Source organism: Dactylosporangium sp. NPDC051541 (assembly GCF_044454505.1).
GTDB lineage: Bacteria > Actinomycetota > Actinomycetes > Mycobacteriales > Micromonosporaceae > Dactylosporangium.
On the sequence record NZ_JBITDU010000019.1, the window covers coordinates 84,847 to 110,538 of the forward strand.

25 protein-coding genes are annotated in these 25,692 nt (G+C 70.3%); 7 read left to right on the forward strand and 18 right to left on the reverse strand.

Annotated features, from left to right (window positions below):
- Positions 1-225 precede the first annotated feature (225 nt).
- Complete coding sequence (locus ACIA8L_RS48015; protein WP_395915667.1) at positions 226-1,158, reverse strand: MHYT domain-containing protein; 933 nt, start codon at positions 1,156-1,158, stop codon at positions 226-228.
- A gap of 290 nt (positions 1,159-1,448) precedes the next feature.
- A complete protein-coding gene (locus tag ACIA8L_RS48020; RefSeq protein ID WP_395915669.1) occupies positions 1,449-4,214 on the reverse strand; it encodes a DEAD/DEAH box helicase in 2,766 nt (921 codons plus the stop codon).
- Here ACIA8L_RS48020 and ACIA8L_RS48025 point away from each other — a divergent pair.
- On the forward strand, positions 4,170-4,976 hold the full coding sequence (locus ACIA8L_RS48025) for an HAD family hydrolase (protein ID WP_395915838.1): 807 nt from the start codon (positions 4,170-4,172) through the stop codon (positions 4,974-4,976). The genes ACIA8L_RS48020 and ACIA8L_RS48025 overlap by 45 nt on opposite strands.
- 118 nt (positions 4,977-5,094) lie before the next feature.
- The gene (locus ACIA8L_RS48030; RefSeq protein ID WP_395915671.1) at positions 5,095-5,475 is read left to right on the forward strand and encodes an Hsp20 family protein; all 381 of its coding nucleotides are present in this window, start codon (positions 5,095-5,097) and stop codon (positions 5,473-5,475) included.
- Between the two features lie 5 nt (positions 5,476-5,480).
- Here the strand turns inward: ACIA8L_RS48030 and ACIA8L_RS48035 are convergent, their stop codons facing one another.
- The 6 genes from ACIA8L_RS48035 to ACIA8L_RS48060 all read right to left on the reverse strand — a co-directional run bounded on the left by ACIA8L_RS48035 (position 5,481) and on the right by ACIA8L_RS48060 (position 10,309).
- Positions 5,481-6,362: a diacylglycerol kinase family protein gene (locus ACIA8L_RS48035; protein ID WP_395915673.1), complete on the reverse strand. Its 882-nt coding sequence runs from the start codon at positions 6,360-6,362 to the stop codon at positions 5,481-5,483.
- A gap of 215 nt (positions 6,363-6,577) precedes the next feature.
- Positions 6,578-7,516 (reverse strand): twin-arginine translocase subunit TatC, encoded by a 939-nt coding sequence (tatC, locus tag ACIA8L_RS48040; RefSeq protein WP_395915675.1) that lies wholly within the window; start codon positions 7,514-7,516, stop codon positions 6,578-6,580.
- Positions 7,517-7,596: 80 nt separating this feature from the next.
- Positions 7,597-7,863 carry a Sec-independent protein translocase subunit TatA gene (gene tatA, locus ACIA8L_RS48045; protein WP_395915677.1) on the reverse strand — a complete coding sequence of 89 codons (267 nt, stop codon included), beginning with the start codon at positions 7,861-7,863 and terminating at the stop codon, positions 7,597-7,599.
- A gap of 191 nt (positions 7,864-8,054) precedes the next feature.
- On the reverse strand, positions 8,055-8,321 hold the full coding sequence (locus ACIA8L_RS48050) for a hypothetical protein (RefSeq protein WP_395915679.1): 267 nt from the start codon (positions 8,319-8,321) through the stop codon (positions 8,055-8,057).
- Between the two features lie 48 nt (positions 8,322-8,369).
- Positions 8,370-9,314, reverse strand: a complete 945-nt coding sequence (locus ACIA8L_RS48055; RefSeq protein WP_395915681.1) for a helix-turn-helix transcriptional regulator — start codon at positions 9,312-9,314, stop codon at positions 8,370-8,372.
- A complete protein-coding gene (locus ACIA8L_RS48060) occupies positions 9,311-10,309 on the reverse strand; it encodes a helix-turn-helix transcriptional regulator (protein WP_395915683.1) in 999 nt (332 codons plus the stop codon). Before ACIA8L_RS48060 ends, ACIA8L_RS48055 begins: the two co-directional genes overlap by 4 nt.
- A 106-nt stretch (positions 10,310-10,415) precedes the next feature.
- On the opposite strand from ACIA8L_RS48060, the gene ACIA8L_RS48065 reads away from it, so the two are divergent.
- Positions 10,416-11,495 carry a DUF3866 family protein gene (locus ACIA8L_RS48065; protein WP_395915685.1) on the forward strand — a complete coding sequence of 360 codons (1,080 nt, stop codon included), beginning with the start codon at positions 10,416-10,418 and terminating at the stop codon, positions 11,493-11,495.
- Between the two features lie 610 nt (positions 11,496-12,105).
- Here the strand turns inward: ACIA8L_RS48065 and ACIA8L_RS48070 are convergent.
- The 5 genes from ACIA8L_RS48070 to rfbA form a co-directional block, all read right to left on the reverse strand.
- Positions 12,106-12,687 (reverse strand): hypothetical protein, encoded by a 582-nt coding sequence (locus tag ACIA8L_RS48070; protein ID WP_395915688.1) that lies wholly within the window; start codon positions 12,685-12,687, stop codon positions 12,106-12,108.
- A complete protein-coding gene (locus ACIA8L_RS48075; protein ID WP_395915690.1) occupies positions 12,684-12,905 on the reverse strand; it encodes a hypothetical protein in 222 nt (73 codons plus the stop codon). Before ACIA8L_RS48075 ends, ACIA8L_RS48070 begins: the two co-directional genes overlap by 4 nt.
- 274 nt (positions 12,906-13,179) lie before the next feature.
- Positions 13,180-14,538, reverse strand: coding sequence for a Pup--protein ligase (gene pafA, locus ACIA8L_RS48080; protein ID WP_395915692.1), 1,359 nt, complete (start codon positions 14,536-14,538; stop codon positions 13,180-13,182).
- A 35-nt stretch (positions 14,539-14,573) separates the two neighbouring features.
- On the reverse strand, positions 14,574-15,173 hold the full coding sequence (locus ACIA8L_RS48085) for a dTDP-4-dehydrorhamnose 3,5-epimerase family protein (protein ID WP_395915694.1): 600 nt from the start codon (positions 15,171-15,173) through the stop codon (positions 14,574-14,576).
- A 48-nt stretch (positions 15,174-15,221) separates the two neighbouring features.
- Positions 15,222-16,091 (reverse strand): glucose-1-phosphate thymidylyltransferase RfbA, encoded by an 870-nt coding sequence (rfbA, locus tag ACIA8L_RS48090; RefSeq protein WP_395915696.1) that lies wholly within the window; start codon positions 16,089-16,091, stop codon positions 15,222-15,224.
- A 60-nt stretch (positions 16,092-16,151) separates the two neighbouring features.
- On the opposite strand from rfbA, the gene rfbB reads away from it, so the two are divergent.
- Genes rfbB through ACIA8L_RS48110 form a run of 4 tightly spaced genes read left to right on the forward strand, consistent with a single transcriptional unit; the run spans position 16,152 to position 19,075 of the window.
- Positions 16,152-17,141 carry a dTDP-glucose 4,6-dehydratase gene (gene rfbB, locus ACIA8L_RS48095; protein WP_395915698.1) on the forward strand — a complete coding sequence of 330 codons (990 nt, stop codon included), beginning with the start codon at positions 16,152-16,154 and terminating at the stop codon, positions 17,139-17,141.
- Positions 17,138-17,989 carry a dTDP-4-dehydrorhamnose reductase gene (rfbD, locus tag ACIA8L_RS48100; protein WP_395915700.1) on the forward strand — a complete coding sequence of 284 codons (852 nt, stop codon included), beginning with the start codon at positions 17,138-17,140 and terminating at the stop codon, positions 17,987-17,989. The genes rfbB and rfbD overlap by 4 nt, the downstream gene beginning before the upstream one ends.
- Positions 17,986-18,387: a DUF2304 domain-containing protein gene (locus tag ACIA8L_RS48105; protein WP_395915702.1), complete on the forward strand. Its 402-nt coding sequence runs from the start codon at positions 17,986-17,988 to the stop codon at positions 18,385-18,387. The genes rfbD and ACIA8L_RS48105 overlap by 4 nt, the downstream gene beginning before the upstream one ends.
- Positions 18,374-19,075: a glycosyltransferase family 2 protein gene (locus ACIA8L_RS48110; protein WP_395915704.1), complete on the forward strand. Its 702-nt coding sequence runs from the start codon at positions 18,374-18,376 to the stop codon at positions 19,073-19,075. The genes ACIA8L_RS48105 and ACIA8L_RS48110 overlap by 14 nt, the downstream gene beginning before the upstream one ends.
- A 458-nt stretch (positions 19,076-19,533) precedes the next feature.
- Here ACIA8L_RS48110 and prcA read toward each other — a convergent pair whose 3' ends face one another.
- From prcA to arc, 5 genes are all read right to left on the reverse strand, one after another.
- Positions 19,534-20,415: a proteasome subunit alpha gene (prcA, locus tag ACIA8L_RS48115; RefSeq protein ID WP_395915706.1), complete on the reverse strand. Its 882-nt coding sequence runs from the start codon at positions 20,413-20,415 to the stop codon at positions 19,534-19,536.
- 280 nt (positions 20,416-20,695) lie between these two features.
- The gene (gene prcB / locus ACIA8L_RS48120) at positions 20,696-21,538 is read right to left on the reverse strand and encodes a proteasome subunit beta (RefSeq protein ID WP_395915708.1); all 843 of its coding nucleotides are present in this window, start codon (positions 21,536-21,538) and stop codon (positions 20,696-20,698) included.
- A 426-nt stretch (positions 21,539-21,964) separates the two neighbouring features.
- Positions 21,965-22,180 carry a ubiquitin-like protein Pup gene (locus ACIA8L_RS48125; protein WP_395915710.1) on the reverse strand — a complete coding sequence of 72 codons (216 nt, stop codon included), beginning with the start codon at positions 22,178-22,180 and terminating at the stop codon, positions 21,965-21,967.
- A 92-nt stretch (positions 22,181-22,272) separates the two neighbouring features.
- The gene (dop, locus tag ACIA8L_RS48130; protein ID WP_395915714.1) at positions 22,273-23,790 is read right to left on the reverse strand and encodes a depupylase/deamidase Dop; all 1,518 of its coding nucleotides are present in this window, start codon (positions 23,788-23,790) and stop codon (positions 22,273-22,275) included.
- A gap of 116 nt (positions 23,791-23,906) precedes the next feature.
- Positions 23,907-25,673: a proteasome ATPase gene (arc, locus tag ACIA8L_RS48135; RefSeq protein WP_395915717.1), complete on the reverse strand. Its 1,767-nt coding sequence runs from the start codon at positions 25,671-25,673 to the stop codon at positions 23,907-23,909.
- Between the last annotated feature and the right edge of the window lie 19 nt (positions 25,674-25,692).

Below are 25,692 nucleotides of genomic sequence, written 5' to 3' on the forward strand. Positions count from 1 at the left end.
GGATTTATACGTGGCCACGGGGCATATGCACTACTCGCATTCCCGATGGCGGTGGAATGTCGTTGGGCTGCGGTTGGCGGACAGATTTGTGCGACATTCGCGAACGGCCCACAAAGGTTCACTGTGCCATTCTGCGTAATTGTCCGAATGGGGCGGCAAAAGGAAGCGCCGGTGACCACTTTCGGTGATCAACGGCGCGACGAAGGGTGAAAGGGTAATCGTTCGTCAACGGCCGCGGTCGCGACGGGCGTCGGCGCGGCCGCCGAAAGCCTGGGCGGCCTTGCTGCGGGACGGGAGGGGGCCGGCAGGGGAAGGGCCGGAGGCGGGGAGGCCGTCGCTCATCGGGCCGCCGCCGAAGACCGGGCCGTTGTTCTCGCGCAGCGCCCGGCCCTGGGCGATCTTGTCGCGGACGGCCTCGGCCTCGGCCTGCTCGCGCTCCGACGGCACCGCCATCACGGCGCTGGCCAGGGCGATGACGACGACCAGGACGAACAGGACGATCGGGGCCAGGAACCAGTTGACGTCGACGCCGGGGACGTTGGCGCCGCTGTGTTCGAGGTGGAACTGCATGGCGTACATGCCGGTGTAGTGCATGGCGCACACGGCGACGCCCATCAGGGTGGCGGCGGCGGTCGTGGCCAGCATCCCGCGCACGACGACGGTGAACCACAGGGCCACGGTCGCGGCGACGATGGCGATCGCGTAGGAGGCGATGAACAGGCTCGGCTTGTAGTCGAACGTGCCGTCGACGTTCATCGCGGCCATGCCCGTGTAGTGCATGAACGCCACCGAGACGCCGGTGATCGGGCCGCCGACGAGGACCTTCCACAGCCGGCGCTCGCCCATGCCGACGATGAACAGGCCGATGCCGACGGTGACGACGGCGATGAAGAAGCTGGCGACGGTGATCGGCACGTCGAAGCGCAGCGGGCTGTCCTGGACGCTGAAGCCGACCATCGCCATGAAGTGCATGACCCAGATGCCGGTGCCGCCGATCGACCACGCGGCCAGGACGAGCAGCCAGGCCCGGCGCCGCTTGTCGGTGGCGATGCGGGCCCTGGCGGTGCTCACCAGACCCAGCAGCGAGCCCAGGAATGACATCGCGAAGGCGAAAATCGGTGTGATGGCGCCGTATGTGAAATGGTGCAGCTGACCCACGGTGTCCTCCGTCCAGGGCCCGCCCGCGAACGGTACGGCGAACCGGCCATCGCATTCTTGCGGACGCGAATGATTTTTCCTAATCCGCATCCTGCGAAAAACCGGAAAAATCGTACGGGGCGGACCGTGAAATGGCGCACCGGTCCGGCACCCGACACCCGAACGGCCAGCCGCCCCCACCGGGACGCCCCACCGGACCCGGCCCGTCGCGCCCATCGCGAGGACGCCGGCCGGCGTAGATCGTGAGGGAGGCTGCGTGGAGGCGAAGCCTCCCTCAGGATCAGAAAATCTCAGCCCAGGACGCTGTAGGCCAGGACGCCGCGGGTGATGGCGGTCATCGCCTGGCGGGCCGTGCGGCGCACGCCGTCCGGGGCGCCCGTCGCCTCGGCGAGCTGGCCGAGCAGGTCCAGGACCTGGCGGGACCAGCGGACGAAGTCGCCGGCCGGCATGTCGCCCTCGAGGCCGTGGACGCTGCCGAGCACCTTGGTGAGGGACTCGCCGCGGGCCCAGCGGTACACCGGCCACACGAAGCCCAGGTCCGGTTCCCGGGTCAGTTGCAGGCCGTGGGAGTCCTCGTCGTCACGGAGGTCGGCCCACAGCTGCAGGGTCGCGTCGATGGCGTCGGTGACCTCGCCGCGCGGTACCGACGCCCGGTCTTCCGCTTCCCGGCGGGCTTCGTAGACCAGCGCGCTGGCGGCGGCGGCCAGCTCGGCCGGGCCGAGGTTGTCCCACACGCCGCGGCGCAGGCACTCGGCGATGAGCAGGTCCGTCTCCGACCAGATCCGGGCCAGCATCCGCCCGGCGTCGGTGACGGTGCCGGCCTCGGAGAGGTACCCGCGGTCGGTGAGCAGGCCGCAGACCCGGTCGAAGGTGCGCGCGAGGGAGCCGGTGCGGCTGGCGACCTTGCCGCGCAGGCCTTCGGTGTCGCGGTCGAGGCGGTGGCGGCGCTCGGCCCAGCGGGCGTGCTCCTCGCGGTCGGGGCAGCGGTGGCAGGGGTGGCGTTTGAGGGAGGCGCGCAGCGTGTCGAGCTCGTGGTCGTCGGCGGCCGCGGCGTTGCGGGAGCGGCCGCGGGGGCCGCGCTCGGGCGGGTCGAACTCGACCCGGCGCAGCTGGGCGGCGAGGTCGCGGCGGTCCTGGGCGGAGCGGTAGTTGAACTGGCGCGGGACGCGGACCCGGCCGATCGCCTCGACCGGCTGGGTGAAGTCGGCGCCGGAGATGCGCCCGGCCCAGCGGTCCTCGGTGAGGACGAGGGGGCGGGGTTCGCCGAAGCCGCCGGTGCCCGGGTCGATGACGATGGCCAGGCCGGAGCGGCGGCCGGCGGGGACGCGGATGACGTCGCCGGCGCGCAGCCGCTCCAGGGACTCCAGGGCGGCCGCACGGCGCTGCTGGACGCCCTGACGGGCGATGGCCTTCTCCCGCTCGGCGATGGCGACCCGGATGGAGAAGTACTGCTCGAAGTCCCCGAGGTGGCAGGCCATCTCACCGGCGTAGGTGGCCATCGTCTCGGTGTTGCGCTGCACCTGGCGGGCCAGCCCGACGACCGAACGGTCGGCCTGGAACTGGGCGAACGAGCTCTCGAGCAGCTCGCGGGCGGCCGCGGAGCCGACGGAGCCGACCAGGTTGACGGCCATGTTGTAGGAAGGGCGGAAACTGCTCTTCAGGGGGTACGTCCGGGTGCTCGCGAGTCCCGCGACGTGCCTGGGGTCCAGTTCGGGCGCCCACACGACCACCGCATGGCCCTCGACGTCGATGCCGCGCCGGCCCGCCCGGCCCGTCAGCTGGGTGTATTCGCCCGGTGTCAGGTCGACGTGGGCCTCGCCGTTGAACTTGACGAGGCGCTCCAGCACGACGCACCGGGCCGGCATGTTGATGCCCAGCGCCAGGGTCTCGGTAGCGAAGACGGCCTTGACCAGCCCGCGGACGAACAGCTCCTCGACGACCTCCTTGAACGCGGGGAGCATGCCGGCGTGATGGGCGGCGAGGCCCCGCTCGAGGCCGTCGAGCCACTCCCAGTACCCCAAAACTTGCAGGTCTTCGCTTGGAATGTGTTTGGTCCGCTCCTCGACGATGGTGCGGATCTCGGCCCGTTCGTCGGGGCCGGTGAGCCGCAGGCCGGCGCCGAGGCACTGCTGGACGGCGGCGTCGCACGCCGCGCGGCTGAAGATGAACAGGATCGCCGGCAGCAGACCTTCGCGGTCCAGGCGCTCCACGATCTCCTGCCGGTAGGGCCCGGTCCACCGGCCCCGCTTGCCGCGGCGCAGGTCGCCACCGGCCATCTCCACGCGGCGCAGCATTTCGCGGTGGTACCGCAGCAGCTCCGGATGCACATCGTGTTTCTGCGCGGCCTCGGCGTCGTGGAACAGGTCGAACATCCGCTTGCCGATGAGCATGTGCTGCCAGAGCGGCACCGGCCGGTGCTCGCTGACGACCACGGTCGTCTCACCGCGGACGGTCACGAGCCAGTCGGCGAACTCCTCCGCGTTGGAGACGGTCGCCGAGAGCGACACCAGCGTCACCGACTCGGGCAGGTGGATGATGACCTCTTCCCACACCGCACCGCGGAACCGGTCGGCGAGGTAGTGGACCTCGTCCATCACGACGTAGGACAGGCCCTGCAGGGTCGCCGAGCCCGCGTAGAGCATGTTGCGCAGCACCTCGGTCGTCATGACCACCACGGGCGCGTCGCCGTTGATCGCGTTGTCGCCGGTCAGCAGCCCGACCCGCTCGGCGCCGTAGCGCTGCACCAGGTCGTTGTACTTCTGGTTGGACAGCGCCTTGATCGGTGTCGTGTAGAAGCACTTGCGCCCCTGCCGCAGCGCCAGATGCACCGCGAACTCCCCGACCACCGTCTTGCCGGCCCCGGTCGGCGCGCAGACCAGCACACCCGTGCCCCGCTCCAGGGCCGCGCACGCGTCGATCTGGAACGGGTCGAGCTCGAACTCCAGCTCGTCGACGAACTCGGTGAGCGCCGGCTGCGCCGCGGCCTTCTGCGCCCGCTCCCGAGCGGCCTGATAGCGGTCGGCCGGGCTCGCTTCGATGTCCTCGTTCCCGCTCACATTTCCAAGGCTAGGCGAAGAAGGCCCGGATCCGCTCATGGGTATCGTGCTGGCGTGCCGGAAAGCGATGAGTCACTCACGTTCCGACGGCCGATCGAGGCGGTGCTGCTGGACTTCCACGGAACACTTGCGCAGGTCGAGGACCCGATCCGGTGGGTGACCCTGGCCGCGCGGAGCACCGGGACGACCCTCGAGCGGGCCCGCGCGACGGCCCTCGCCGACCGGCTCACCACGGCGGGACGGGCCGGCGGGCCGAAGCCGCAGCGGGTCCCGGCCCACCTGGCCGAGGTGTGGGCCGACCGCGACCTGTCGACCGACGCCCATCGGGCCTGCTACACGGGCCTGGCCGCGACCGTCGACGAGGCCCTGGCGACGGCGCTGTACGACCGGCTGCTGCTCGCCGACGGCTGGGAGCTCTACGCCGACACCGTGCCCACCCTGGAGGCGTTGCGGGCGGCCGGGGTGCCGGTGGCGGTCGTCAGCAACATCGGGTTCGACCTGCGCGGACTCGCCGCCGAGCTGGGCTTCGCCGACCTGGTGACCGAGTTCGTGCTGTCCTACGAGGTCGGCCGGACCAAGCCCGACCCGGCGATCTTCTGGAAGGCGTGCGCGGCCCTGCGGGTCGACCCGGAGCGGGCCCTCATGGTCGGTGACACCCCGGCCGACGCGGGCGCGGCCGCGGCCGGCTGCTCGGTGCTTGTCCTCCCGGAGAGTGAACCGGGCAAGGTGCACGGACTGGGAGGAATCCTCCGGCTGCTGTGACTTGCGCATGGTTTGCATGCTGGGCGGGAAACACTGTCGCAACACCGGCTCTGTGCTTGTCCGGCCGGTTCCGCGCGACGAAAGTGCAACCATCACGCAAGCTATTCGGAGGTACATCATGCCGTTGAACCGCTGGGACCCGTCGAGCGCTCTGGCCCGCATGCAGGACGACCTGAGCGGCGCCGCCCACCAGGCCCACTCCCACTCGGCTTCGGTGCACACCACCACCGACGGCGACGACCTCGTGATCACCGTCGAGGGCATCGACGCCTCCGACGTCGACGTCCAGGTCGGCGGGGGCCGCCTGACCATCAAGGGCGCCGGCGGCGGCAGCACCTCGGAGAGCCACGACGCGGGCGGCGCGCACTTCTCGTCCTCGTCGTCGAGCTCGTCGTCGTTCAGCCGCAGCTTCTCGATCCCGGACGGCGTGGAGCAGTCCGACGTGTCGACCGAGCCGTCCGGCAACGGCGTGAAGGTGCGCATCCGCAACGCCGCCTGAGTCACCTATCCGAGCAGTCGCAGTGCTGCCGGCACACACGTAATCGTCACGGGGAGCGGGCAGATCCGCTCCCCGTCGGCGTACGCGGTGATCCCGGCCCCGTCCAGCTCGATCACCCGGGCCCGGTGGGTGCTGACCCGCGGGTCGTGGATGTGCGTCCCCTTGAGCGCCTTGGGCCGCAGCCCCATGAGCGCCAGCCGCCCGAGCGGCTCGGCCACGACGACGTCGAGCAGCCCGTCGGTGGGGTCGGCCCCGGCCGCGATCCGGAACCCGCCGCCGTAGCTCTCGGTGTTGCCGACCGCGACCAGGACGGATTCGAAGCGGCTTGCGGTGCCGTCCAGGCTCATCGTGTACTGCCTGGGCTTCAACGCCAGCAGCTCCTCCACGATGGCCCGGTTGTACCGCTGCGCCCCCTTCGGCCACGTCATGCGATTGGCCCGCTCGTTGACGAACGCGTCGAACCCGGCCGCCAGCACCGCCCCGAACCATGCTTCCGTCCCGTCCCCGCCCACGATGTGCGCCAGGTCGATGGCTCGGGTTCGCCCTTCCGCCAGCGCCGTCGCGATCCCGTCCGCCGCCGCGAGGGGTTCACCGGGCAGGCCCAGCCGCACCGAGAAGTCGTTGCCGGTCCCAGCCGGCACGATCCCGAACGCGGTACCAGTCCCGGCGACCGCCTGCAGCCCCAGATGCACGGTCCCGTCCCCGCCCATGGCCACGAGCGCGTCGCACCCGTCGGCGACGGCCTGCCGAGCCAGGTCCCGCGAGGCGGCCGCGCTCTCGCCCGCCAGGACGGTGACGTCAGCGCCGAGCCGCTCCCGGACGGCGGGCAGCAACGAGGCCCGCCGCCCTTTACCGGCCGTGGGGTTGGCGAGCAGCGCGATGTTCACGGCGCCGACTGTAAGGCTTCGGCCCCCGTCCCCGCGACGGCCTGGGAACGAAATATCCGCCGCTCCGCAACAGATATTTCGGACTTATACCCTGACAGGCGATAAATCCGATATGTCGAGCGAAGCGGGGCGCAATGCGCCCGACATATCGGCATCACACAGCAACGGCGCCCCGACTGAGGAGCCGGGGCGCCGTTTTGCAGTGTGAGCTGCTGTTACGTGATGTCGTCCCAGCGGCTGTCCAGCGGCCTGGGCTTCTCGACCGGGGTCGGGGCTGACACCGGGGTCGGGGCGTCGACCGGGTCGTAGCCGTCGATCGGGCTCGCGGCCTCGACCGGCTCGACGTCGTAGTCGTCCAGGGAGGAGGCCTCGTCGTCGCCGATGCCGGCGTAGGACGGGCGGTTGCGGCCCTTGCGTTTGTCGTTGACCAGGGCGAAGACCACCGCGGCGAAGTACAGGACCGACATCGCCAGGGCCAGGAACGTCATGCCGAACGGGTCGGCGGTCGGGGTGGCCACGGCGGCGAAGACGAAGAAGATGAAGACCGCGATGCGCCACCAGCCGAGCAGGCGCTTGCCCGTGGCGATGCCGGCGATGTTGGCCAGCATGATGCCCAGCGGGAACTCGAAGGCGACGCCGAAGACGAGCATCATGCCCGTGACGAAGTCGACGTACGACATCGCCTCCAGCATGATCGTCGTCTGCGGGTTGATGAAGCTGACCAGGAACTCGAGGCCCTTGGAGACGACGATGAACGCGAGGACCGCGCCGCCGGCGAAGAGCGGGGCGGCGAGGCCGGCGAACACGTAGGCCCAGCGGCGTTCCTTGCGGTGCAGGCCGGGGGCGACGAAGGCCCACAGCTGGTACATCCAGAACGGCGCCGATGCGATCAGGCCGACCCACAGCGAGATCTTCAGCCGCAGCAGCAGCGGGTCGGTCACCTTGAGGGCGACGAACCCGCAGGTCCAGCCCGGCTCGAGGACCCCGTTGTTGTGCTCGATGGCGAGCTTCTTGGCGAGGTCGCAGTAAGGGTCCTGGAGGATCTCGAGCACCTTCGTGGACAGCAGGTATCCGACGATCATGCCCAGGACGATCGCGATCGACGCCCGGAAGAGCCTCGTGCGGAGCTCCCGCAGATGCTCCAACAGGGTCATGGAGCCATCTGCGGCACGCTCGAATTTCGACGGCTGCTTATTGCGCCGCCGGGCGATGATGCTCACGACCGGAGCGCGCCTCAGCGCTCGCGTGCGTGATCAACCGGGTCGACGCGGGGGGTCGGCGACGCCTGGTTGTCGGCGATCTCGCCCCGCAGCGGCTCCCGGCCCGACTGCGCCTCCGCCTTGGCGTCGACGTCGTCGTCCTGCAGGCCCTTGGTCTCGGCCTTGATGATCCGCATCGAGCGGCCCAGCGCACGCGCCGCGTCAGGCAGGCGCTTGGCGCCGAACAGCAGGATCAGCACCACCACCAGCACGATGATGTGCCACGGCCTAACTGCACCCATGTGAAGCCACCTCACTGTATTCGAGCTGCCGCACCCATCGTACTGACCACTTGAGGGTGTGGGCAGTGGCCGGGGGTTGCGGTATCGGGTCCGGCCGCTGAAGTCCTGACGAGTGTTGACGCTGGTCCGCCCGATCGTCAACCATCCGTCCGGACAAAGGTGCGGTTTGCCCGGTTCATCCGACAGGATTGTTAACTGTTCTCGACCTGGGCGGCCTTGAGCGCGGCCCGCTCCTGCTGCTGGGCGGCCATGGCCTCGAGCTGCGGCATCATCTGCTCGACCGTCTGCTGGAGGGCGGCCAGGCGGGGCTCCACGCGCCGCTGCCCGTCGACGAGGCGCGCCTGCATGGCCCGGGCCGCGTTGTCGAACGCGCGCAGGTGGCTCATGACGCTCAGCGCGACAAAAATCAGGACGACGAGCGAAAGAACCACGATGCCACCGGCGATCCACCACAACACGTGATCGACCTTAATGCACGTGGCCCCGCGACGCGCGGCACGGCGCCGTCACACGTAGGCGGCCAGCGCTGCGTTCGCCTCGGCCACCACCGCTTCGGCGAGCGCGGCCGGCGCGACCACCGTGACCTCGGCGCCGAGGCTCATCACCAGGCGCCGGGCCCAGTCGAGGTCGGAGGCGCGCAGGGCGACCGTCCAGTGCTCGCCGGCGCTGCGGTCGACGCTCTCGCACGGATACTGCTCCACGATCCACCGCGCGCCCCGCCCGACCCGCAGCGTGATCAGCGGCAGGTCGGGGGTCGGCGTGAAGAGGGTGCCGGTGCGGGTGTCGGTGGGCCGTGCCTTCGGGGGTACCTGTGCGGGCTCGTCGAGCTCCGTGGAGGCGTCGATGCGGTCGACCCGGAACAGCCGCACCGCCTCGGCCCGCCGGCACCACGCCTCCAGGTAGGCCCACCGCCCGACGACGAGCACCCGCATGGGGTCGACGACCCGGTCGGTGGTCTCGTCGCGGGTCGCCGTGTAGTAGGTGATCCGCAGGGCGCGGCGCCGGTCGACGGCTCCGCGCAGCTCCTCGAGGCGGTCCGAGGCCCCGGGCAGCCGCACCGCGACGGGCGCGTCGGCCAGGTCGCCGGCCGCGTGCTCGATCTTGGCCAGGGCCCGGTGGACGCCGTCGCCGGCCGTCACGCCCGGGGTCTCGGCCAGCATCCGCAGCGCCACGATGAGCGCGAGCGCCTCGTCGGGCGTGAGCCGCAGCGGCCGGCCGATCCCGGCGTCGTAGGTGAGGGTCACGCTGTCGCCGACGAACGCCATGTCGATGAGGTCGCCCGGACCGTACCCCGGCAACCCGCACATCCACAGCAGTTCCAGGTCCTCGCGCAGCTGGCGCCCGGTGATGCCCTGGTCGGCGGCCGCCTCGGCGATCGTGATGCCGGGCCGGGCCTGCAGGTAGGGCACCAGGTTGAGCAGCCGGGCGAGGCGGTCCGCGGAGTTCGTCACGCCGGCACCCCCACGGCGGTGCCGGCCTGGTCATAGGCGCCGGCGATGGCCCGCAGCCGCTTCACGACCTCGGCCCGGACCTCCGGCGGATCGAGCACGACGAGGTCGGCGCCGTAGCCCACGAGCCAGCCGGCGAACTGCTCCGCGTCGGAGTAGCTCAGCGTCAGCCGGTCGCCGTCGGGCCCCTGCTCACAGTCCTCGGCCCAGCGCCGTACCCCCGCCGCCTTGCCGCTCTTCACCAGCACGGTGGCCCGCCCGGTCCGCTCGACCGGCCCGGTGAAGCCCGCGACCTTGGCGATCAGGTCCGTCTTCGGCGGCTCGTAGGCGTCGCGACGCCCGATCCGGCGCACGCCGCTGACCACCCGGGAGAGGCGGAAACAGCGCTCGGCGTTGCGGTCCAGGTCGTGCCCGACGACATACCACCGGCCACGCCAGCACACCACACCCCACGGCTGCAGCCGCCGCACCCCGGCCCCGTCACGCTCGGGGACCTCGTAGGAGAACGAGACCGCCTGCCGGTCGCGCACGGCCGCCGTCAGCGGCTCGAACGCCGGGTCGACGGTCACGACCGTCTCGACGCCGAGCGTGGCGTGCGGGTCGACGTCGATCCCGCCGGCGCGCAGCTTGGCCAGCCCCGACGACGCCGCCGCGGCCAGCCCGGTCTGCTGCCACAGCCGCACCGCGATCCCGACCGCGGCCGCCTCGTCCGGCGCGAGCGGGATGTCGGGCAGCGCATATTCCCGCCGCGCGATCCGGTAGCCCTGCTCCTGGTCGAAAATGCTGGCCGTGCCCATTTCGAGGGGTACACCGAGCTCGCGCAGCTCCGACTTGTCGCGCTCGAACTTCCGCTGGAAGGCCTCGTGGTCGCGCTCGTCGTTGGGATCGTGCTCGTAGCCGGGCACGATCGCGGCGATCTGCTCAGCGGTGAGGAAGCGGCGCGTAGCGAGCAGGCAGATCACCAGATTGACCAGGCGCTCGGTTCGAGTCCGCGACACGGAAGCGAACGTACCAGCCCGAACGCCTGTTCTGCGCCACCCACGCGGTGAGCGTTCACACCGTCACCGAGCCAGCGCGCTGTGTCGCTGCGTTACGGTGTGTGCCGTGATCAGATGGCGCTGGGGAACGGTGACGCAGGCCCGGCGCGAGTGGCGCGGATGCCTGGAGCTGGACGTCGAGGTCGCTTCGAGACGAGCGGAAGATCCTTCGTCGGTACGGGCACTGGCCTACCCATCGCTGGTCGGACGACCCCGGGTGGGTGACCGCGTGCTCCTGAACCTCAACGCGCTCGCCCTCGGCCTCGGCACGGGCGGCTACGCGCTCGTCGTGGCGGTACCGGACAACCTTCCCGACGATGTGGACGTCCCCGGCCACGTCGTCAAGGCCAGGTACACCCCGCTGCAGGCGATCGTCCTGGCCGCCGACGAGGAGGCCTCACCCCTGCGCCCCGCCCTGGCCGCCGCCGCGTCCCTGGACGGCATGCCGGTGGTCGTGGCCGACCTGCACTCCGCCCTCCCGGCCGTCGTGGCCGGCGCCCGGGCCACCCGCCCGGACGTGCGCATCGCCTACGTCATGACCGACGGCGGCGCCCTGCCCGCCTGGTTCTCCCGAACCTTGGACGCCCTCACCCCCCTCCTGGCCGGCACCGTGACCACGGGCCAGTCCTTCGGCGGCGACCTGGAGTCGACAAACGTCCACAGCGGTCTCCTGGCCGCCCGCCACGGCCTGCACGCCGACCTGGCGATCGTCACGCAGGGCCCGGGCAACCTCGGCACCGGCACCAGCTGGGGCTTCTCGGGCGTCGCCGCGGGCGAGGCGGTCAACGCGGCCGCCGCCCTCGACGGCCACCCGATCGCCGCCCCCCGCATCTCCGACGCCGACCCCCGCCCCCGCCACCGCGGCGTGTCCCACCACAGCGTGACCGCGTTCGGCCGGGTCGCCCTGGCCCCGGCCGACCTGGTGATGCCGTCGGACCTGGCCGCCGACCTGGCCACTCCGGTCCGCGCGGCGCTGTCCGCCCTGTGCCCGCCGCACACGCTCGTGGAAGTACCGTCGCGGGACCTCGCGGCCGCGCTGACCGACCTGCCGGTGAAGCTGTCCACGATGGGCCGGTCCTTCGACGAGGACACCGCCTACTTCCTGTCCGCCGCCGCCGCCGGCCGCCACGCCGCCACCTTGACCTGACCCCACCCCTCCCCCATAACCCCGTCGACTCCGGCCAGGGATCACGCAACCCCCGCCCGCCGAGCACACAGTCCGCAAGGTTGCACGTAGTTCTCCGGCGTCCTAGCGACCACGCAGGTCCACTCGGAGGGCATGCAGCTTCGCTCGGAGGGCATGCAGCTTCGCTCGGAGGGCCGCGTCGTCTGTCGGTGTGTCGGTGTGTCGCCAGCCGGTCCCCAGCGCGCAGCCCAGCTCCCGCGCCAGGTGCAGCTCAAGCGGTCTTCGGCGCCGACTCCATCCCTCGCGCCGGCGCGACTCCATCCCGCACCCGGCGAGGCGCGACGAACAACGGTCCTCGGCTCGCGGTCCCACCTTCCACGCCAGCGAAACTCAGCTTTCGCATCCGGCGAAGCGCAACGAAAGCGCGCTCCTCGACACGCGACTCCAGTCCCGCGCCAGCGCAACTCCGCTCCGCCCCGACCGGCTCTCCGGCAGCTTCGCCACCACAAACCCCACGAAAAATCCGAACACTTCGTGTCGCAAACTTTTCGGACTTATCGCCCGACGGGGCATATGTACGAAATATCCGTCGCGGAGCGGCGGATATTTCGATTTCCGGAGAATGTGCTGACTACGCCTTGGAAAGGGCGGTGTTCGCGACTGTGCGCAGCTGTGACAAATGGTCGGCGTCGGGTGCGGCGGTCACGACCATGTAGACGGCGACAATCGCCTTGCCCCGCCGGGTCAGCAGCGTCTTCGACTTGTCCGACAACGCCGCCTCGCCCACGCCGCCGACGGCTTCGAGGGAGGCGATGGTCGTCCAGAGCTTCGCCGCCTGCGACGCGTCGGTGAAGGTCAGCGCGACGACGGTCACCTGGTCGCCGGCGGGGTTGCCGAACGGGCACATGCGGGCCCGGGCGTTGAGGCCGAGGGTCTGGACGGCCTGGCCGTACTGCGCTACGGCGGCGGCGCCGTCGCCCTGGCTCGGCTGGACCGGCAGGCCCGTCGCCTGCTGGACCTGGCCGGCGGCGATGAGGCCCTGGCAGCCGTCGGAGTTGACGACCGGGCCGAGGCTCGGGGACGGCAGCGGGGCCAGGGACACGTCGGCGGTCGCGGTGGGGCCGACGGGGAGTGGGGTGTGGTTGGCGCCGCCGTCGGTGCACGCGGTCAGGCACAGTGCCGCGGCGAGGAGCGGGGTCAGGCGTCGGATCACGCGTAGGCCACGATCAGGACGAAGAACAGGATGACCGCGAGGAGGATGGTGGCGAGCAGCCAGGTCGGGTACTTCGGGCCGACCGTGCGGTTGCGCTCGACCTCCTCGCGGATGCGCTGGAGGCGGCGGCCGAACCGGTTGGTGGCGGGGCGGTCCGGGTTGAAGTCGGCACCGAGCTTCTTGGGCATCGGCGGCGGCTGGTCGGGCAACTGGTCCATAGCCCGGCCAGCCTAACCCTCCGAGGTCTCAACCGCGTCACACGCGCCGCCAGCCGACGCGAACGACCCCTCGGCGCCTCCCGCGGAGCCGAGACGGACGCGGCAGACTCTGCGACATGCGGAGACAAGCCGGCGCAAAGGACACCCTCGGCGCCTCCGCGAAACAGAGACGCGCGCCTCGCACAATGCGGAGACGCGCGCAGCTGACGAGCGAGGTGCGAAGGCTCCCCCGGCGCGCGCCTTCCAGCAAGGAAAACGCGCGCAGGGGAATCCGTCACATGCTGGCGATCAACCGGTCCACGCGCTCGTCGTAGGCGCGGAACGGGTCCTTGCACAGGACCGTGCGCTGGGCCTGGTCGTTGAGCTTCAGGTGCACCCAGTCGACGGTGAAGTCGCGGCGGCGCTCCTGGGCGTGGCGGATGAACTCGCCGCGCAGGCGGGCCCGGGTGGTCTGCGGCGGGGTCTCCTTGGCCTCGAAGATCTCGAGGTCGGAGGCGACCCGGTCGACGGAGCCGCGCTTTTCGAGGAGGCCGTAGAGGCCGCGGCCGCGGCGCAGGTCGTGGTAGGCGAGGTCCATCTGGGCGACGCGCGGGTGGGACAGCGGCAGGTCGTGTTTGGCCTGGTAGCGCTCGATCAGCCCGAGCTTGGTGACCCAGTCGATCTCGCGCTCGACGTCCTTGTGGTTGCCGCCCTCGACGGCGGTGAGGACCCGGCCCCACAGATCCATGACCCGCTTGGTCGCCGCGTCGGCGCCGCGGCGGTCGAGGAACTCGGTGGCCTTGTCGAAGTACTCCTGCTGGATTTCGAGGGCCGAGATCTCCTTGCCGCTGGCGAGGCGGACCCGGCGGCGGCCGGTGATGTCGTGGGAGACCTCGCGGATGGCCCGGATCGGGTTTTCCAGCGAGAGGTCGCGCATGGCGACGCCGGCCTCGATCATGCGCAGCACGATGTCGGCGGTGCCGACCTTGAGCAGCGTCGTGACCTCGTTCATGTTGGAGTCGCCGACGATGACGTGCAGGCGGCGGTAGCGTTCGGCGTCGGCGTGGGGCTCGTCGCGGGTGTTGATGATCGGGCGGGAGCGGGTGGTCGCGGACGACACGCCCTCCCAGATGTGCTCGGCCCGCTGGGACAGGCAGTAGACGGCGCCCCGCGGGGTCTGCAGCACCTTGCCGGCGCCGCAGATGAGCTGGCGGGTGACCAGGAACGGGATCAGGATGTCGGCCAGGCGGCCGAACTCGCCGTGCCGGCTGACGAGGTAGTTCTCGTGGCAGCCGTAGGAGTTGCCGGCGGAGTCGGTGTTGTTCTTGAAGAGGTAGATCTCGCCCGCGATCCCCTCGTCGTGCAGCCGGCGCTCGGCGTCGACCAGCAGGCCCTCGAGAATGCGTTCGCCGGCCCGGTCGTGCGCGACCAGGTCCGGCACGGAGTCGCATTCGGGAGTGGCGTACTCCGGGTGGGAGCCGACATCCAGGTAGAGGCGCGCGCCGTTGCGCAGGAAGACGTTGCTGGAACGGCCCCACGACACGACGCGCCGGAACAGATAACGGGCGACCTCGTCCGGCGACAGGCGGCGCTGTCCCCGGTAGGTGCACGTGACCCCGTATTCGGTCTCAAGGCCGAAAATTCGCCGGTCCATGTACAGACATTAGCCGCCTGAACGCCGATTCGAACCTATTGGGAGCGGAGACTTTCCGTATACCTCTGACAGATGACGTAGTCCGGCAGCCGCCCTTCCGCACGCAGCTGCGCGAGCGACGGCGCGGCCGCGTCCCGGGCCGAGAGGGTGGGCTCGTCGACGGGCCACCGGATGTCGAGATCCGGGTCGAACGGGTGCAGCGTGTGCTCGCCCGTCGGGTTGTAGGTCTCCGACACCATGTAGGCGATGGTGGCGTCGTCGGTCAGCGCGCACACGCCGTGGCCGAGGCCCTCGGAGAGGTACACCGCGCGCCGTTCGTCGTCGTCGAGCTGCACGCCCTCCCACACGCCGAATGTCGGGGATCCGACGCGCAGGTCCACGACCACGTCCAGCACGGCGCCCCGGATGCAGGTGATGTATTTGGCCTGGCCGGGCGGCACGTCGGCGAAGTGCACGCCGCGCACCACCCCGCGCGCGGACACCGAGAGGTTGGTCTGGGCCACCCGCAGCGGGTGCCCGATCTCCGCGGCCAGGTGGTCGGTGCGAAAGACCTCGGTGAACGAGCCCCGGGGGTCCCCGTGCACGACGGGGGTGATCTCCCAGGCGCCGCCGATCGAGAGCTGTCGGATCTTCACGAACTCATCTCCGTAGCGTGTCGGTCGTCGTGCCACAAACGCGAAAGGTCAATTCTGCCAATCGAGCAGATTCAGCAGGTACTCCCCATAGCCGCTCTTGCGCAGGGGCTCGGCGAGCTCACGCAGCCGGGCGTCGTCGATCAGCCCGGCCCGCCAGCAGACCTCCTCCACGCAGCCGATCTTGAAGCCCTGCCGCTCCTCGATGACGCGCACGAACTCGGCCGCCTGGACCATCGTGTTGAACGTGCCGGTGTCCAGCCAGGCGGTGCCGCGGTCCAGGACGGCGACGTGCAGCTCGCCCAGGTCGAGGTAGGCCGCGTTGACCGCCGTGATCTCCAGTTCACCCCGGTCACTGGGCTTGAGCTCGCGCGCTATCTGCACCACGCGGTTGTCGTAGAAGTACAAACCGGGCACTGCGTATCGGCTTTTGGGCTTGGCCGGCTTCTCCTCGATGGACAGCACGCGGCCGTCGGGGGCGAACTCGACGACGCCGTAGTCCTGCGGGTTGGCCACCGGGTAGGCGAACACCCGCCCGCCGCGCAGGTCGCCGTTGTCCGACAGCCGCTGCCCGAGCGCGCCGCCGTGGAAGATGTTGTCACCGAGCACGAGGGCCACGGTGTCGTCGCCGATGAAGTCGGCCCCGATGATGAACGCCTGCGCGAGACCCTCGGGCCGGGGCTGGGCCGCGTACTGCAGCCGCAGGCCCCACTGGGAGCCGTCCCCGAGCAGCCGGATGAACTGCTCCTGGTCCTCCGGCGTGGTGATGACGAGGATCTCGTTGATGCCCGCCATGACGAGGGTGGTGAGCGGGTAGTAGATCATCGGCTTGTCGAAGACGGGCATGAGCTGCTTCGACACGGCCTTGGTCAGGGGCCACAGACGTGAGCCGGTCCCGCCGGCGAGGATGATGCCACGCACTCGGTCACCGTACGGGACGCCCGTAGCCTGGGTCTAACGGCCCGCTAGACTCCAGTCCCTGTGAGAATCCTCGTCACCGGCGGTGCCGGTTTCATCGGCTCGCATTACGTGCGCACGCTGCTCAGCGGGGGCTATCCCGCCTTCGCCGGCGCGACCGTGACCGTGCTGGACAAGCTCACCTATTCGGGTAACCGGGCCAATCTCGCCCCGGTCGAGGACGGCGGGCTCACGTTCGTGGAGGGCGACATCTGCGACGCCACCCTCGTCGGCGAGCTCATGCCCGGCCATGACGCGGTCGTGCACTTCGCGGCCGAGTCGCACGTCGACCGGTCGATCCTCGGCGCCGGGCCGTTCGTGACCACCAACGTCCTGGGCACGCAGGTGCTGCTCGACGCGGCCCGCGCGGCCGGGGTGGGGCGGTTCCTGCACGTGTCGACCGACGAGGTGTACGGCTCGATCGACGACGGCTCCTGGACCGAGGAGTGGCCGCTGCAGCCCAACTCGCCCTACTCGGCGAGCAAGGCCGGCTCGGACCTGCTCGCCCTCGCCTACCACCGCACCCACGGGATGGAGGTGGTGGTCACCCGCTGCTCCAACAACTACGGCCACTACCAGTTCCCCGAGAAGGTGATCCCGCTCTTCGTCACCAACCTCATCGACGGCGCGACGGTCCCCCTCTACGGCGACGGCGGCAACGTCCGCGACTGGCTGCACGTGTCCGACCACTGCGCCGGCATCCAGCTCGCGCTCGAGAAGGGCCGGCCCGGCGAGGTGTACAACATCGGCGGCGGCCGGGAGCTGACCAACCGGGAGCTGACCGAGACCCTGCTCGCCGCGACCGGGCGCGAGTGGGAGTCCGCGGTCCGTTACGTCGAGGACCGCAAGGGACATGATCGGCGGTACTCCCTGTCGATCGACAAGATCAGCAACGAGCTCGGATACACGCCCCAAATCACGTTCGAACGGGGCATCGCCGAGACGGTCGCCTGGTATCAGGACAACCGCGCCTGGTGGGAGCCGCTCAAGGCCCGGGCGGCACTCAACTCATGACTCGCTTCCTCGTCACGGGCGCGGGCGGCATGCTCGGCCATGACCTGCTCGCGGTCCTGAAAGCCCACGATCACGACGTGACCGCCGCGACCCGGGCGGAGCTGGACATCACGGACACCGCGAAGGTCCGTGCCCTCGTCGACGGCCACGACGTGGTCATCAACGCCGCGGCCTGGACCGACGTCGACGGCGCCGAGGCCGACGAGGCCGCCGCGACCGCCGTCAACGGCACCGGCGTCGAGGTCCTGGCCCAGGCGTGCGCGGCTACCGGCGCGCGGTTGATCCACGTCTCCACCGACTACGTCTTCCCGGGCGATGCCACCGAGCCCTACGCCGAGGACGCCCCGACCGATCCCATCAACGCCTACGGCCGCGGCAAGCTGGCCGGCGAGCGGGCGGTGCTGCGCGAACTGCCGGATTCGGGTTACGTCGTGCGCACCGCCTGGCTCTACGGCGAGACCGGCAAGAACTTCGTCAAGACGATGCTCAGGCTGGCCGCCGAGCGCGAGTTCGTCGAGGTCGTCGACGACCAGCTGGGTCAGCCGACGTGGTCGCGCGACCTGGCCGGACGACTGGTCGCCCTGGTGGCGGCGGACGCACCGGCCGGGATCTACCACGGCACCGCGTCGGGCCAGGTCACTTGGTTCGGGCTGACCCAGGCGATCTTCGCCGAGGCCGGCCACGACCCGGCCCGGGTCCGCCCGACGACCAGCGCCGCCTACGTGCGCCCGGCGAAGCGGCCCGCCTACAGCGTCCTCGGCCACGACCGCTGGGCGGCGGCCGGGCTGGCGCCGATGCGGCCGTGGCGTGCCATGCTGCACGACATGGTGTCCGGAGTTCCCCGGTGAAGCTCACGATCGTCACCGGCCTGACCGCTCTCGCGGTGCTCGCCTTCATGGTCGAGCTGCTGCGGCGGCGGCAGCTGCAGGAGAAGTACGCCATCCTGTGGCTGCTCGTCAGCATCGTCATGCTGCCCCTGGCCTTCTTCCCGTTCATCACCGACAAGACGGCCCGGCTGCTCGGCATCGCCAGCGGTGTCAGCCTGGTGCTGTTCCTCGGCATCGTCTTCCTGCTGCTGGTCACGGTGCACCTGAGCTGGGAGGTCAGCCGCCTGGAGGAGGAGACCCGGACGCTGGCCGAGGACCTGGCGCTGCTGCGCAGTGAGCTGGGCCGGCCGCGCCCGCAGGACGAGATCCCCCACGAGTCCCTCAACGCCTCCGGAATGACGCCTGATGATCAACGGTAAGAAGGTCCTGATCATCATCCCGGCCTGGAACGAGTCCGGGTCGATCGCCGACGTCGTCCACGAGGTCCGCGGCGAGCTGCCGTCCGTCGACATCATCGTCGTCGACGACGGCTCCAGCGACGATACCGCGATCAAGGCCGCCGACGCGGGCGCGATCGTGGCGAAGCTACCGTTCAACCTGGGCGTCGGCGGGGCCATGCGGACCGGCTACCGCTACGCCCGCGACCACGGCTACGACGTGGCGATCCAGGTCGACGCCGACGGCCAGCACGACCCCCGCTACATCCCGAAGCTCGTCGACGCCCTCGACGAGCACGACATGGTCATCGGGGCCCGGTTCGCCGGCGAGGGCGGCTACGCGGTCAAGGGCCCACGCCAGTGGGCGATGAAAATGCTTTCGGCGGTACTGTCACGGCTCTCCCGCACGAAACTGACCGACACGACCTCAGGGCACCGGGCCGTGAACCGGCGCACGATCGAGTTCTTCGCGCACTGGTACCCGGCCGAGTACCTGGGCGACACGATCGAGGTCCTCGTGCGGCTGGCCCGCAACGGCTTCAAAATCACCCAGATCCCGGTTGCCATGCGCCCCCGGATGGCCGGCACCCCCAGCAACTCCCCCGTCAAGGCCACCATCTACCTCGGCCGCGCCTTCGTGGTGCTCCTGCTGGCCATCATCCGAGCCTGACCCGCCGCACACCGTCCAAGCTCTGCGCAGCGCACGTCCAAGCTCTGCGCAGCGCACGTCCAAGCACCGCGCGACGCACGTCCAAGCACTGCGCAGCACACCGTCCAGCACCGCGCAGCGCACGTCCAAGCACTGCGCGGCGCACGTCCGAGCACCGCGCGAGGCTCGGTCCGAACTAACGCTGGGCGGCGCTCCGCCGAGCCTGGCCGGCGCACACCGCCCGAGCACCGCGCGGCGCACGTCCAAGCACCGCGCGGCGCACGGTCCGAACTAACGCTGGGCGGCGCTCCGTCCGAGCCTGGCCGGCGCACACCGCCCAAGCTCTGCGCGGCGCTCCGTCCAAGCTGCGCGACGCTCCCCCGCGGGCATTCGCGGACCCTGGACGGCGTGAGGGCACGACCCGCCGAAGCTGGTCGTGCCCTCGAAACGTCGGTGCCGGGTGGTACTTCGTGTCTTCGTTACTTGGCGTCGCCCTCGTCGGTCTTGTCGGCGTCGGCGTCGCTGCTGGGCTTCGGGTCGCCGGGCTCCTGGGCGGCCGGGGTCGGGCCGCCGGAGGCGTTGTCGGCCGGGGTGCTCGGGGAGGCCGGCGGCTGCGGCTTGTCCTCGAGGCCCTCCTCGATGTCGGCGTCCTTGGCCGCGGAGGTGTCCTCCAGGATCGCGGTCAGGGCCAGGCCGGTCAGGCGGCGGAAGGTGCGGCCCGGGCGGTTGCGGTCCAGGACCGCGACCTCGAGCTGGTGGGCGGCCAGGGTGCGCGGCTGGCCGTTTTCGCCGCCGACGCTGGCGAGACCCTCGACGGCCAGCTTCAGGGCTTCAGCGAGCGTCTGGTCGGGCCGGAGGCGGCTCTTGACGGCGGTGGAGATGGCGTCGGACTGGCCGCCCATGGTGACCAGGCCCTGCTCGTCCTGGACGGACCCGTCGTAGGTGATCCGGTAGAGCTCGTCGTCCGCGGCCGTCGCACCCGCCTCGGCGACGCAGATCTCGACCTCGTAGGGCTTCTGCTCCTGGGTGAAGATCGCGCCGAGGTTGCGGGCGTAGAAGTTGGCGATCTGCCGCCCGCTCACGTCGCCGCGGGCGTAGGAGTAGCCGTGCAGGTCGGCGAGGCGGACCCCGGCGGAGCGCAGCGCCTCGAACTCCGGGTAACGCCCGACCGCCGCGAACCCGATCCGGTCGTAGATCTCACTGACCTTGTGCAGCGCCGTGGAGAGGTTCTCGGCCACGAACAGCACGCCGCCCTCGTAGCTGAGCACCATGACGCTGCGACCACGCGCGATGCCCTTGCGCGCGTATTCCGAGCGGTCCCGCATGATCTGCTCGGGCGAGGCGTAGAACTGCATGGCCACGGTGGCGGACTCTCCTTCGGCGTCAAGTGGTGCGCGTGCGGTGCGGTGCTGCGTGCCGGTGCGGTGTGCCCGCGCGGTGCGTTGCGGTGTGGCTGCGCGGGCGGTGATGCTGCGTGCCGTCCGGTGGAGCTGCGTGCGGGCCGTGCTGCGTGCGGGCCGAGCGGTGGAGCTGTGTGCGGGCCGTGCTGCGTGCGGGGCGTGCGGTCGAGCTTCGTGCGGGCGGCCGGTTGCCCGTGATGCGGTGTGGCCGCGGCGCGGGCGTCTCGGGCGGGCGGGTCGGCTACGGCGTCGGGTTTTCGGAGCGCTCGGCGATGATCTGCTCGGCCACGGCGCGGGTTTCGTCGTCGCCGTAGCGGCGGGTGCCTTCGACGGTGGCGGTCATGATGACCGGGAAGATGTTGCGCAGCAGGTCGGGGCCGCCGGTGGCGGTGTCGTCGTCGGCGGCGTCGTAGAGGGCCTCGATGGCCAGCTTCACGGCCTCGTCGGTGGTGATGCCGGGGCGGTAGCGCTTCTTCAGGGACGACTTGGCGAACAGGGAGCCGGAGCCGATCGAGTCGTAGCCGCGCTCCTCGTAGACGCCGCCGGCGACGTCGAAGCTGAAGATCCGGCCGGCCTTGTCGACGCTCTTGGCGTCGACGTCGAAGCCGGCGAAGAGCGGGACGACGGCGAGGCCCTGCATGGCGGCGCCGAGGTTGTTGCGGACCATGCTGGCGAGGCGGTTGGCCTTGCCCTCGAGGGAGAGCATGCTGCTCTCGATCTTCTCGTAGTGCTCGAGCTCGACCTGGAACAGCCGGATCATCTCGAGGCCGAAGCCCGCGGTGCCGGCCATGCCGACGAGCGAGTAGGCGTCGGCGGCGAAGACCTTCTCGATGTCGCGCTGGGCGATGAGGTTGCCCATGGTCGCGCGGCGGTCGCCGCCCATGAGGACGCCGTCGGCGCAGGCGATCGCGACGATCGTGGTGGCGTGGGCGCTGACGCCTTCGGCCGCCATGCCCGGCGGCAGCGGCCGCCGCCCGGGGAGCAGCTCCGGCGCCACGCTCGACAGGAACTCAGTGAAGGACGAGCTCCCGGCGGCGTGGAACGCGGCGGGCGGGCGCCCTGAGTGGTCAAGACCCGACGGCAACGGAGCCCCTCCTTGGTCGCTGTGGTGACGTGCTGGTGATCGACTGTAGTGCCCAACAATACGCCGCCGGACGGCCCCCTCGCGGCGCGCCGCAACGCTGTGGGCGAACACGCGCCGCGCGAACTGTCCGAACGCGTCCCGACCGGCTCGGCCGCCAGTCGGAGCCACCCGAACCCGCGAACCGGCCAACCCGCGAACTGCCCGAACGCGTAGACCGGCGAACCCGCGAACCGCCCAACGCGCAAACTGTCCGAACGCGTCGACCGGCGAACCGGCAAACCGCCCAACGCGCAAACTGTCCGAACGCCCCGACCGGCGAACCGGCAAACCGCCCAACGCGCGAACTGTCCGAACCCGCGAACTGTCCGAACTGGCGAACGCGCGCCGCCCGCCCGGTGGGACCGGACGGGCGGCGGCGGGGTGCGGCTACTCGCCGCCCTTCTGCACGTATCCGCGGACGAATTCTTCGGCGTTCTCCTCGAGCACGGAGTCGATCTCGTCGAGGAGGTCGTCGACGTCCTCACCGAGCTGCTCGACCCGTTCGGCTGTCTCCGGGTTGACCTCAGGCGCGGCGACGTCCTCTTCCTCGTCGCGCTTGGACTTCCCGGACTGGGACTGCCCGCCCGTATCCCTCGTAGCCATGCTTCATCCTCCTCGGGGGGACCACCAAACGAACCGCTGCATCGAACGGATCATCCCCGCCTGCGCGGGGATCGCCGACCGCTGTATCGAACTTACCCGGAAGTGATCGCTTCGAGCAGATCCTTCGCGCTCGGGCATTTGTCGAACAGGGCGCCGACGTGTTTCTTGGTCCCCCGCTCGGGCTCCATCATCGGGACCCGCACGAGGGACTCGCGGCCCACGTCGAAGATGACGGAGTCCCAGCTCGCCGCCACCACCTCGGCCGGGTACTTGGCGAGGCAGCGGCCGCGGAAGTAGGCCCGGGTGTCGTCCGGCGGTTCGACGATCGCCCGCTGGACCTCTTCCTCGGTGAACAGCGTCGCCATCGAGCCGCGGGCGACGAGCCGCTGGTAGAGGCCCTTGTCGGGGCGGACGTCGGAGTATTGCAGGTCGACGAGCTGCAGCTTGTGCGAGGACCAGCCGAGGTTCTCCCGCTCGCGGTAGCCCTCGAGGAGCCGCAGCTTGGCCACCCAGTCGAGCTCGCCGGCGCAGAGCATCGGGTCGCGGCCGAGCTTGTCGAGCGCGTCCTCCCAGCGGTCGAGGACGTCGAGGGTGATCTCGTCGGCGTCGTCGCCCTCGCGGCCTTCGACGAAGGCGCGGGCCCGCTCGTAGAACGCCCACTGGATGTCGAGGGCGGTGAGGCGGCGGCCGTCGCGCATGCGGATGAGGTGCTTGAGCGACGGGTCGTGGCTGACGTTCTTGAGCTCGGTGACGGGGTCGGCGATGCCCAGGTCGGACGGGAGCGCCTTCTCCTCGATCATGGCGAGGATGAGGGAGGTGGTGCCGACCTTGAGGTACGTCGAGATCTCCGACAGGTTGGCGTCGCCGATGATCACGTGGAGGCGGCGGTACTTGTCGGCGTCGGCGTGGGGCTCGTCGCGGGTGTTGATGATCGGCCGCTTGAGCGTCGTCTCCAGCCCGACCTCGACCTCGAAGAAGTCGGCCCGCTGGGAGATCTGGAAGCCGGGGCCGGAGCCGTCCTGGCCGATGCCGACCCGGCCCGCGCCGCAGACGATCTGGCGGGTGACGAAGAACGGGGTGAGGTGCATGACGATGTCGGCGAACGGCGTCTGGCGGCGCATGAGGTAGTTCTCATGCGTGCCGTAGCTGGCGCCCTTGTTGTCGGTGTTGTTCTTGTAGAGGTGGATCGGCAGCGTGCCCGGGATGGAGGCGGCCCGCCGGGCGGCCTCGGCCATGACCCGCTCGCCGGCCTTTTCCCACAGCACGATGTCCCGGGGGTTGGTCACCTCGGGCGTGGAGTATTCGGGGTGGGCGTGGTCGACGTAGAGCCGGGCCCCGTTGGTCAGTATCACGTTGGCCAGGCCGAGGTCCTCGTCGGCCAGTGCCTCGGCGGGGTCGTAGAGGGCACCCGAATAGGTGAATCCGCGGGCGTCGCGCAGCGGCGACTCCTCCTCGTAGTCCCAGCGGGCCCGGCCGTTCTTGGACAGCTCGGGCCGTGCCCCGTAGGCATTGACCACCTGGGAGGACGTGACCATGGGGTTGGCACCCGGCTGGCCGGGCACGGACACGCCGTACTCGACCTCGGTGCCCATCACGCGCCGCACACTCATGAGACAACCCTAGTCGTATCGTCGGCGACCCGGCCCACTCACGTGGGCCAGTTTGCCTGCAAGCTTAAGCGGGCGGTGACCCATCGGTCACCGCCCGCTCATCGCTGAACCATGATTTACAGGTATTGGCCGGTGTTGGTGGCCGTCTCGATGGAACGGCCGGCCTCGGCGCCCTTGCCACCGGAGACGAGCGTGCGGATGTAGACGATCCGCTCGCCCTTCTTGCCGGAGATGCGGGCCCAGTCGTCGGGGTTGGTGGTGTTGGGCAGGTCCTCGTTCTCCCGGAACTCGTCGACACACGAGTCCAGGAGGTGCTGGAGGCGCACGCCCTTCTGGCCGCTGGCGAGGAAGTCCTTGATCGCCATCTTCTTGGCCCGGTCGACGATGTTCTGGATCATCGCGCCGGAGTTGAAGTCCTTGAAGTACAGGACCTCCTTGTCGCCGTTGGCGTAGGTCACCTCGAGGAAGCGGTTCTCCTCGGTCTCGGAATACATCCGCAGGACGACCGCGTCGATCATGGCCGCGACGGTCGCGTCCTTCGAGTCGCCGTGCTCGGTGACGTCGTCCTTGTGCAGGGGGACGTCGGTGAGGATGTACTTCGAGAAGATGTCCTTGGCCGCCTCGGCGTCCGGTCGCTCGATCTTGATCTTCACGTCGAGCCGGCCGGGGCGCAGGATGGCCGGGTCGATCATGTCTTCCCGGTTGGATGCGCCGATGACGATGACGTTCTCCAGGCCCTCGACGCCGTCGATCTCGCTGAGGAGCTGGGGGACGATCGTGTTCTCCACGTCGGAGGAGACACCGGAGCCGCGGGTGCGGAACACGGAGTCCATCTCGTCGAAGAACACGATGACGGGTGTGCCCTCGCCGGCCTTCTCGCGCGCCCGCTGGAAGATCAGCCGGATGTGCCGCTCGGTCTCGCCGACATACTTGTTGAGCAGCTCAGGACCCTTGATGTTGAGGAAGTAGCTGGTCTGCCGCTCCTCGCCGCGCCGCTCGGCGATCTTCTTCGCCAGCGAGTTGGCCACCGCCTTCGCGATGAGGGTCTTGCCGCAGCCGGGCGGCCCGTAGAGCAGCACGCCCTTCGGCGGGCGCAGCTTGTGCTCACGGAACAGCTCGGCGTGCAGGAACGGCAGCTCCACGGCGTCGCGGATCTGCTCGATCTGCGACGAGAGGCCACCGATGTCGTGGTAGTCGACGTCGGGCACCTCCTCCAGGACCAGCTCCTCGACCTCACTCTTCGGGATGCGCTCATACGCGTAGGCCGAGCGCGGCTCGATCATGAGCGAGTCGCCGGCCCGGATCGGCTGGTCGGCGAGCGACTGCGCCAGGTAGACGATCCGCTCCTCGTCCGCGTGCGAGACGACGAGGGCGCGGTCACCACCTTCGAGGACCTCCTTCAACATGACGACCTCGCCGGCCCGCTCGAACCCGAGCGCGTCGACGATGTTCAGGGCGTCGTTGAGCAGGACCTCCTGGCCTCGCTGCAGATCCTCGGTCTCGATGGCCGGGGATACTGCCACGCGCAGCTTGCGCCCGCCGGTGAAGACGTCGACAGTGCCGTCGTCATGGCGGGCGAGGAAGACGCCGTAGCCGCTCGGCGGCTGTGCCAGGCGGTCGACCTCCTCCTTCAGCGTCACGATCTGGGCTCGGGCCTCCTTGAGGGTGGCCACGAGCCGCTCGTTGTTTTCGGTCAGCCGGGCAATCTGCGCCTGTGCTGCCGCGAGCCGCTCCTCGAGCTGTCGCACGTGTCGCGGAGTCTCCGTCAGCTTGCGCCGCACCAGGGCGAGTTCCTCTTGAAGAAACGCGACCTGCGTGGAGAGATCGTGGGCGTCCTTCTCCCATCGTGCGGCGCGCGTCTCCGCGTCGTCGCTGCGTGCCACGTCCCACCTCCCCGGGGGC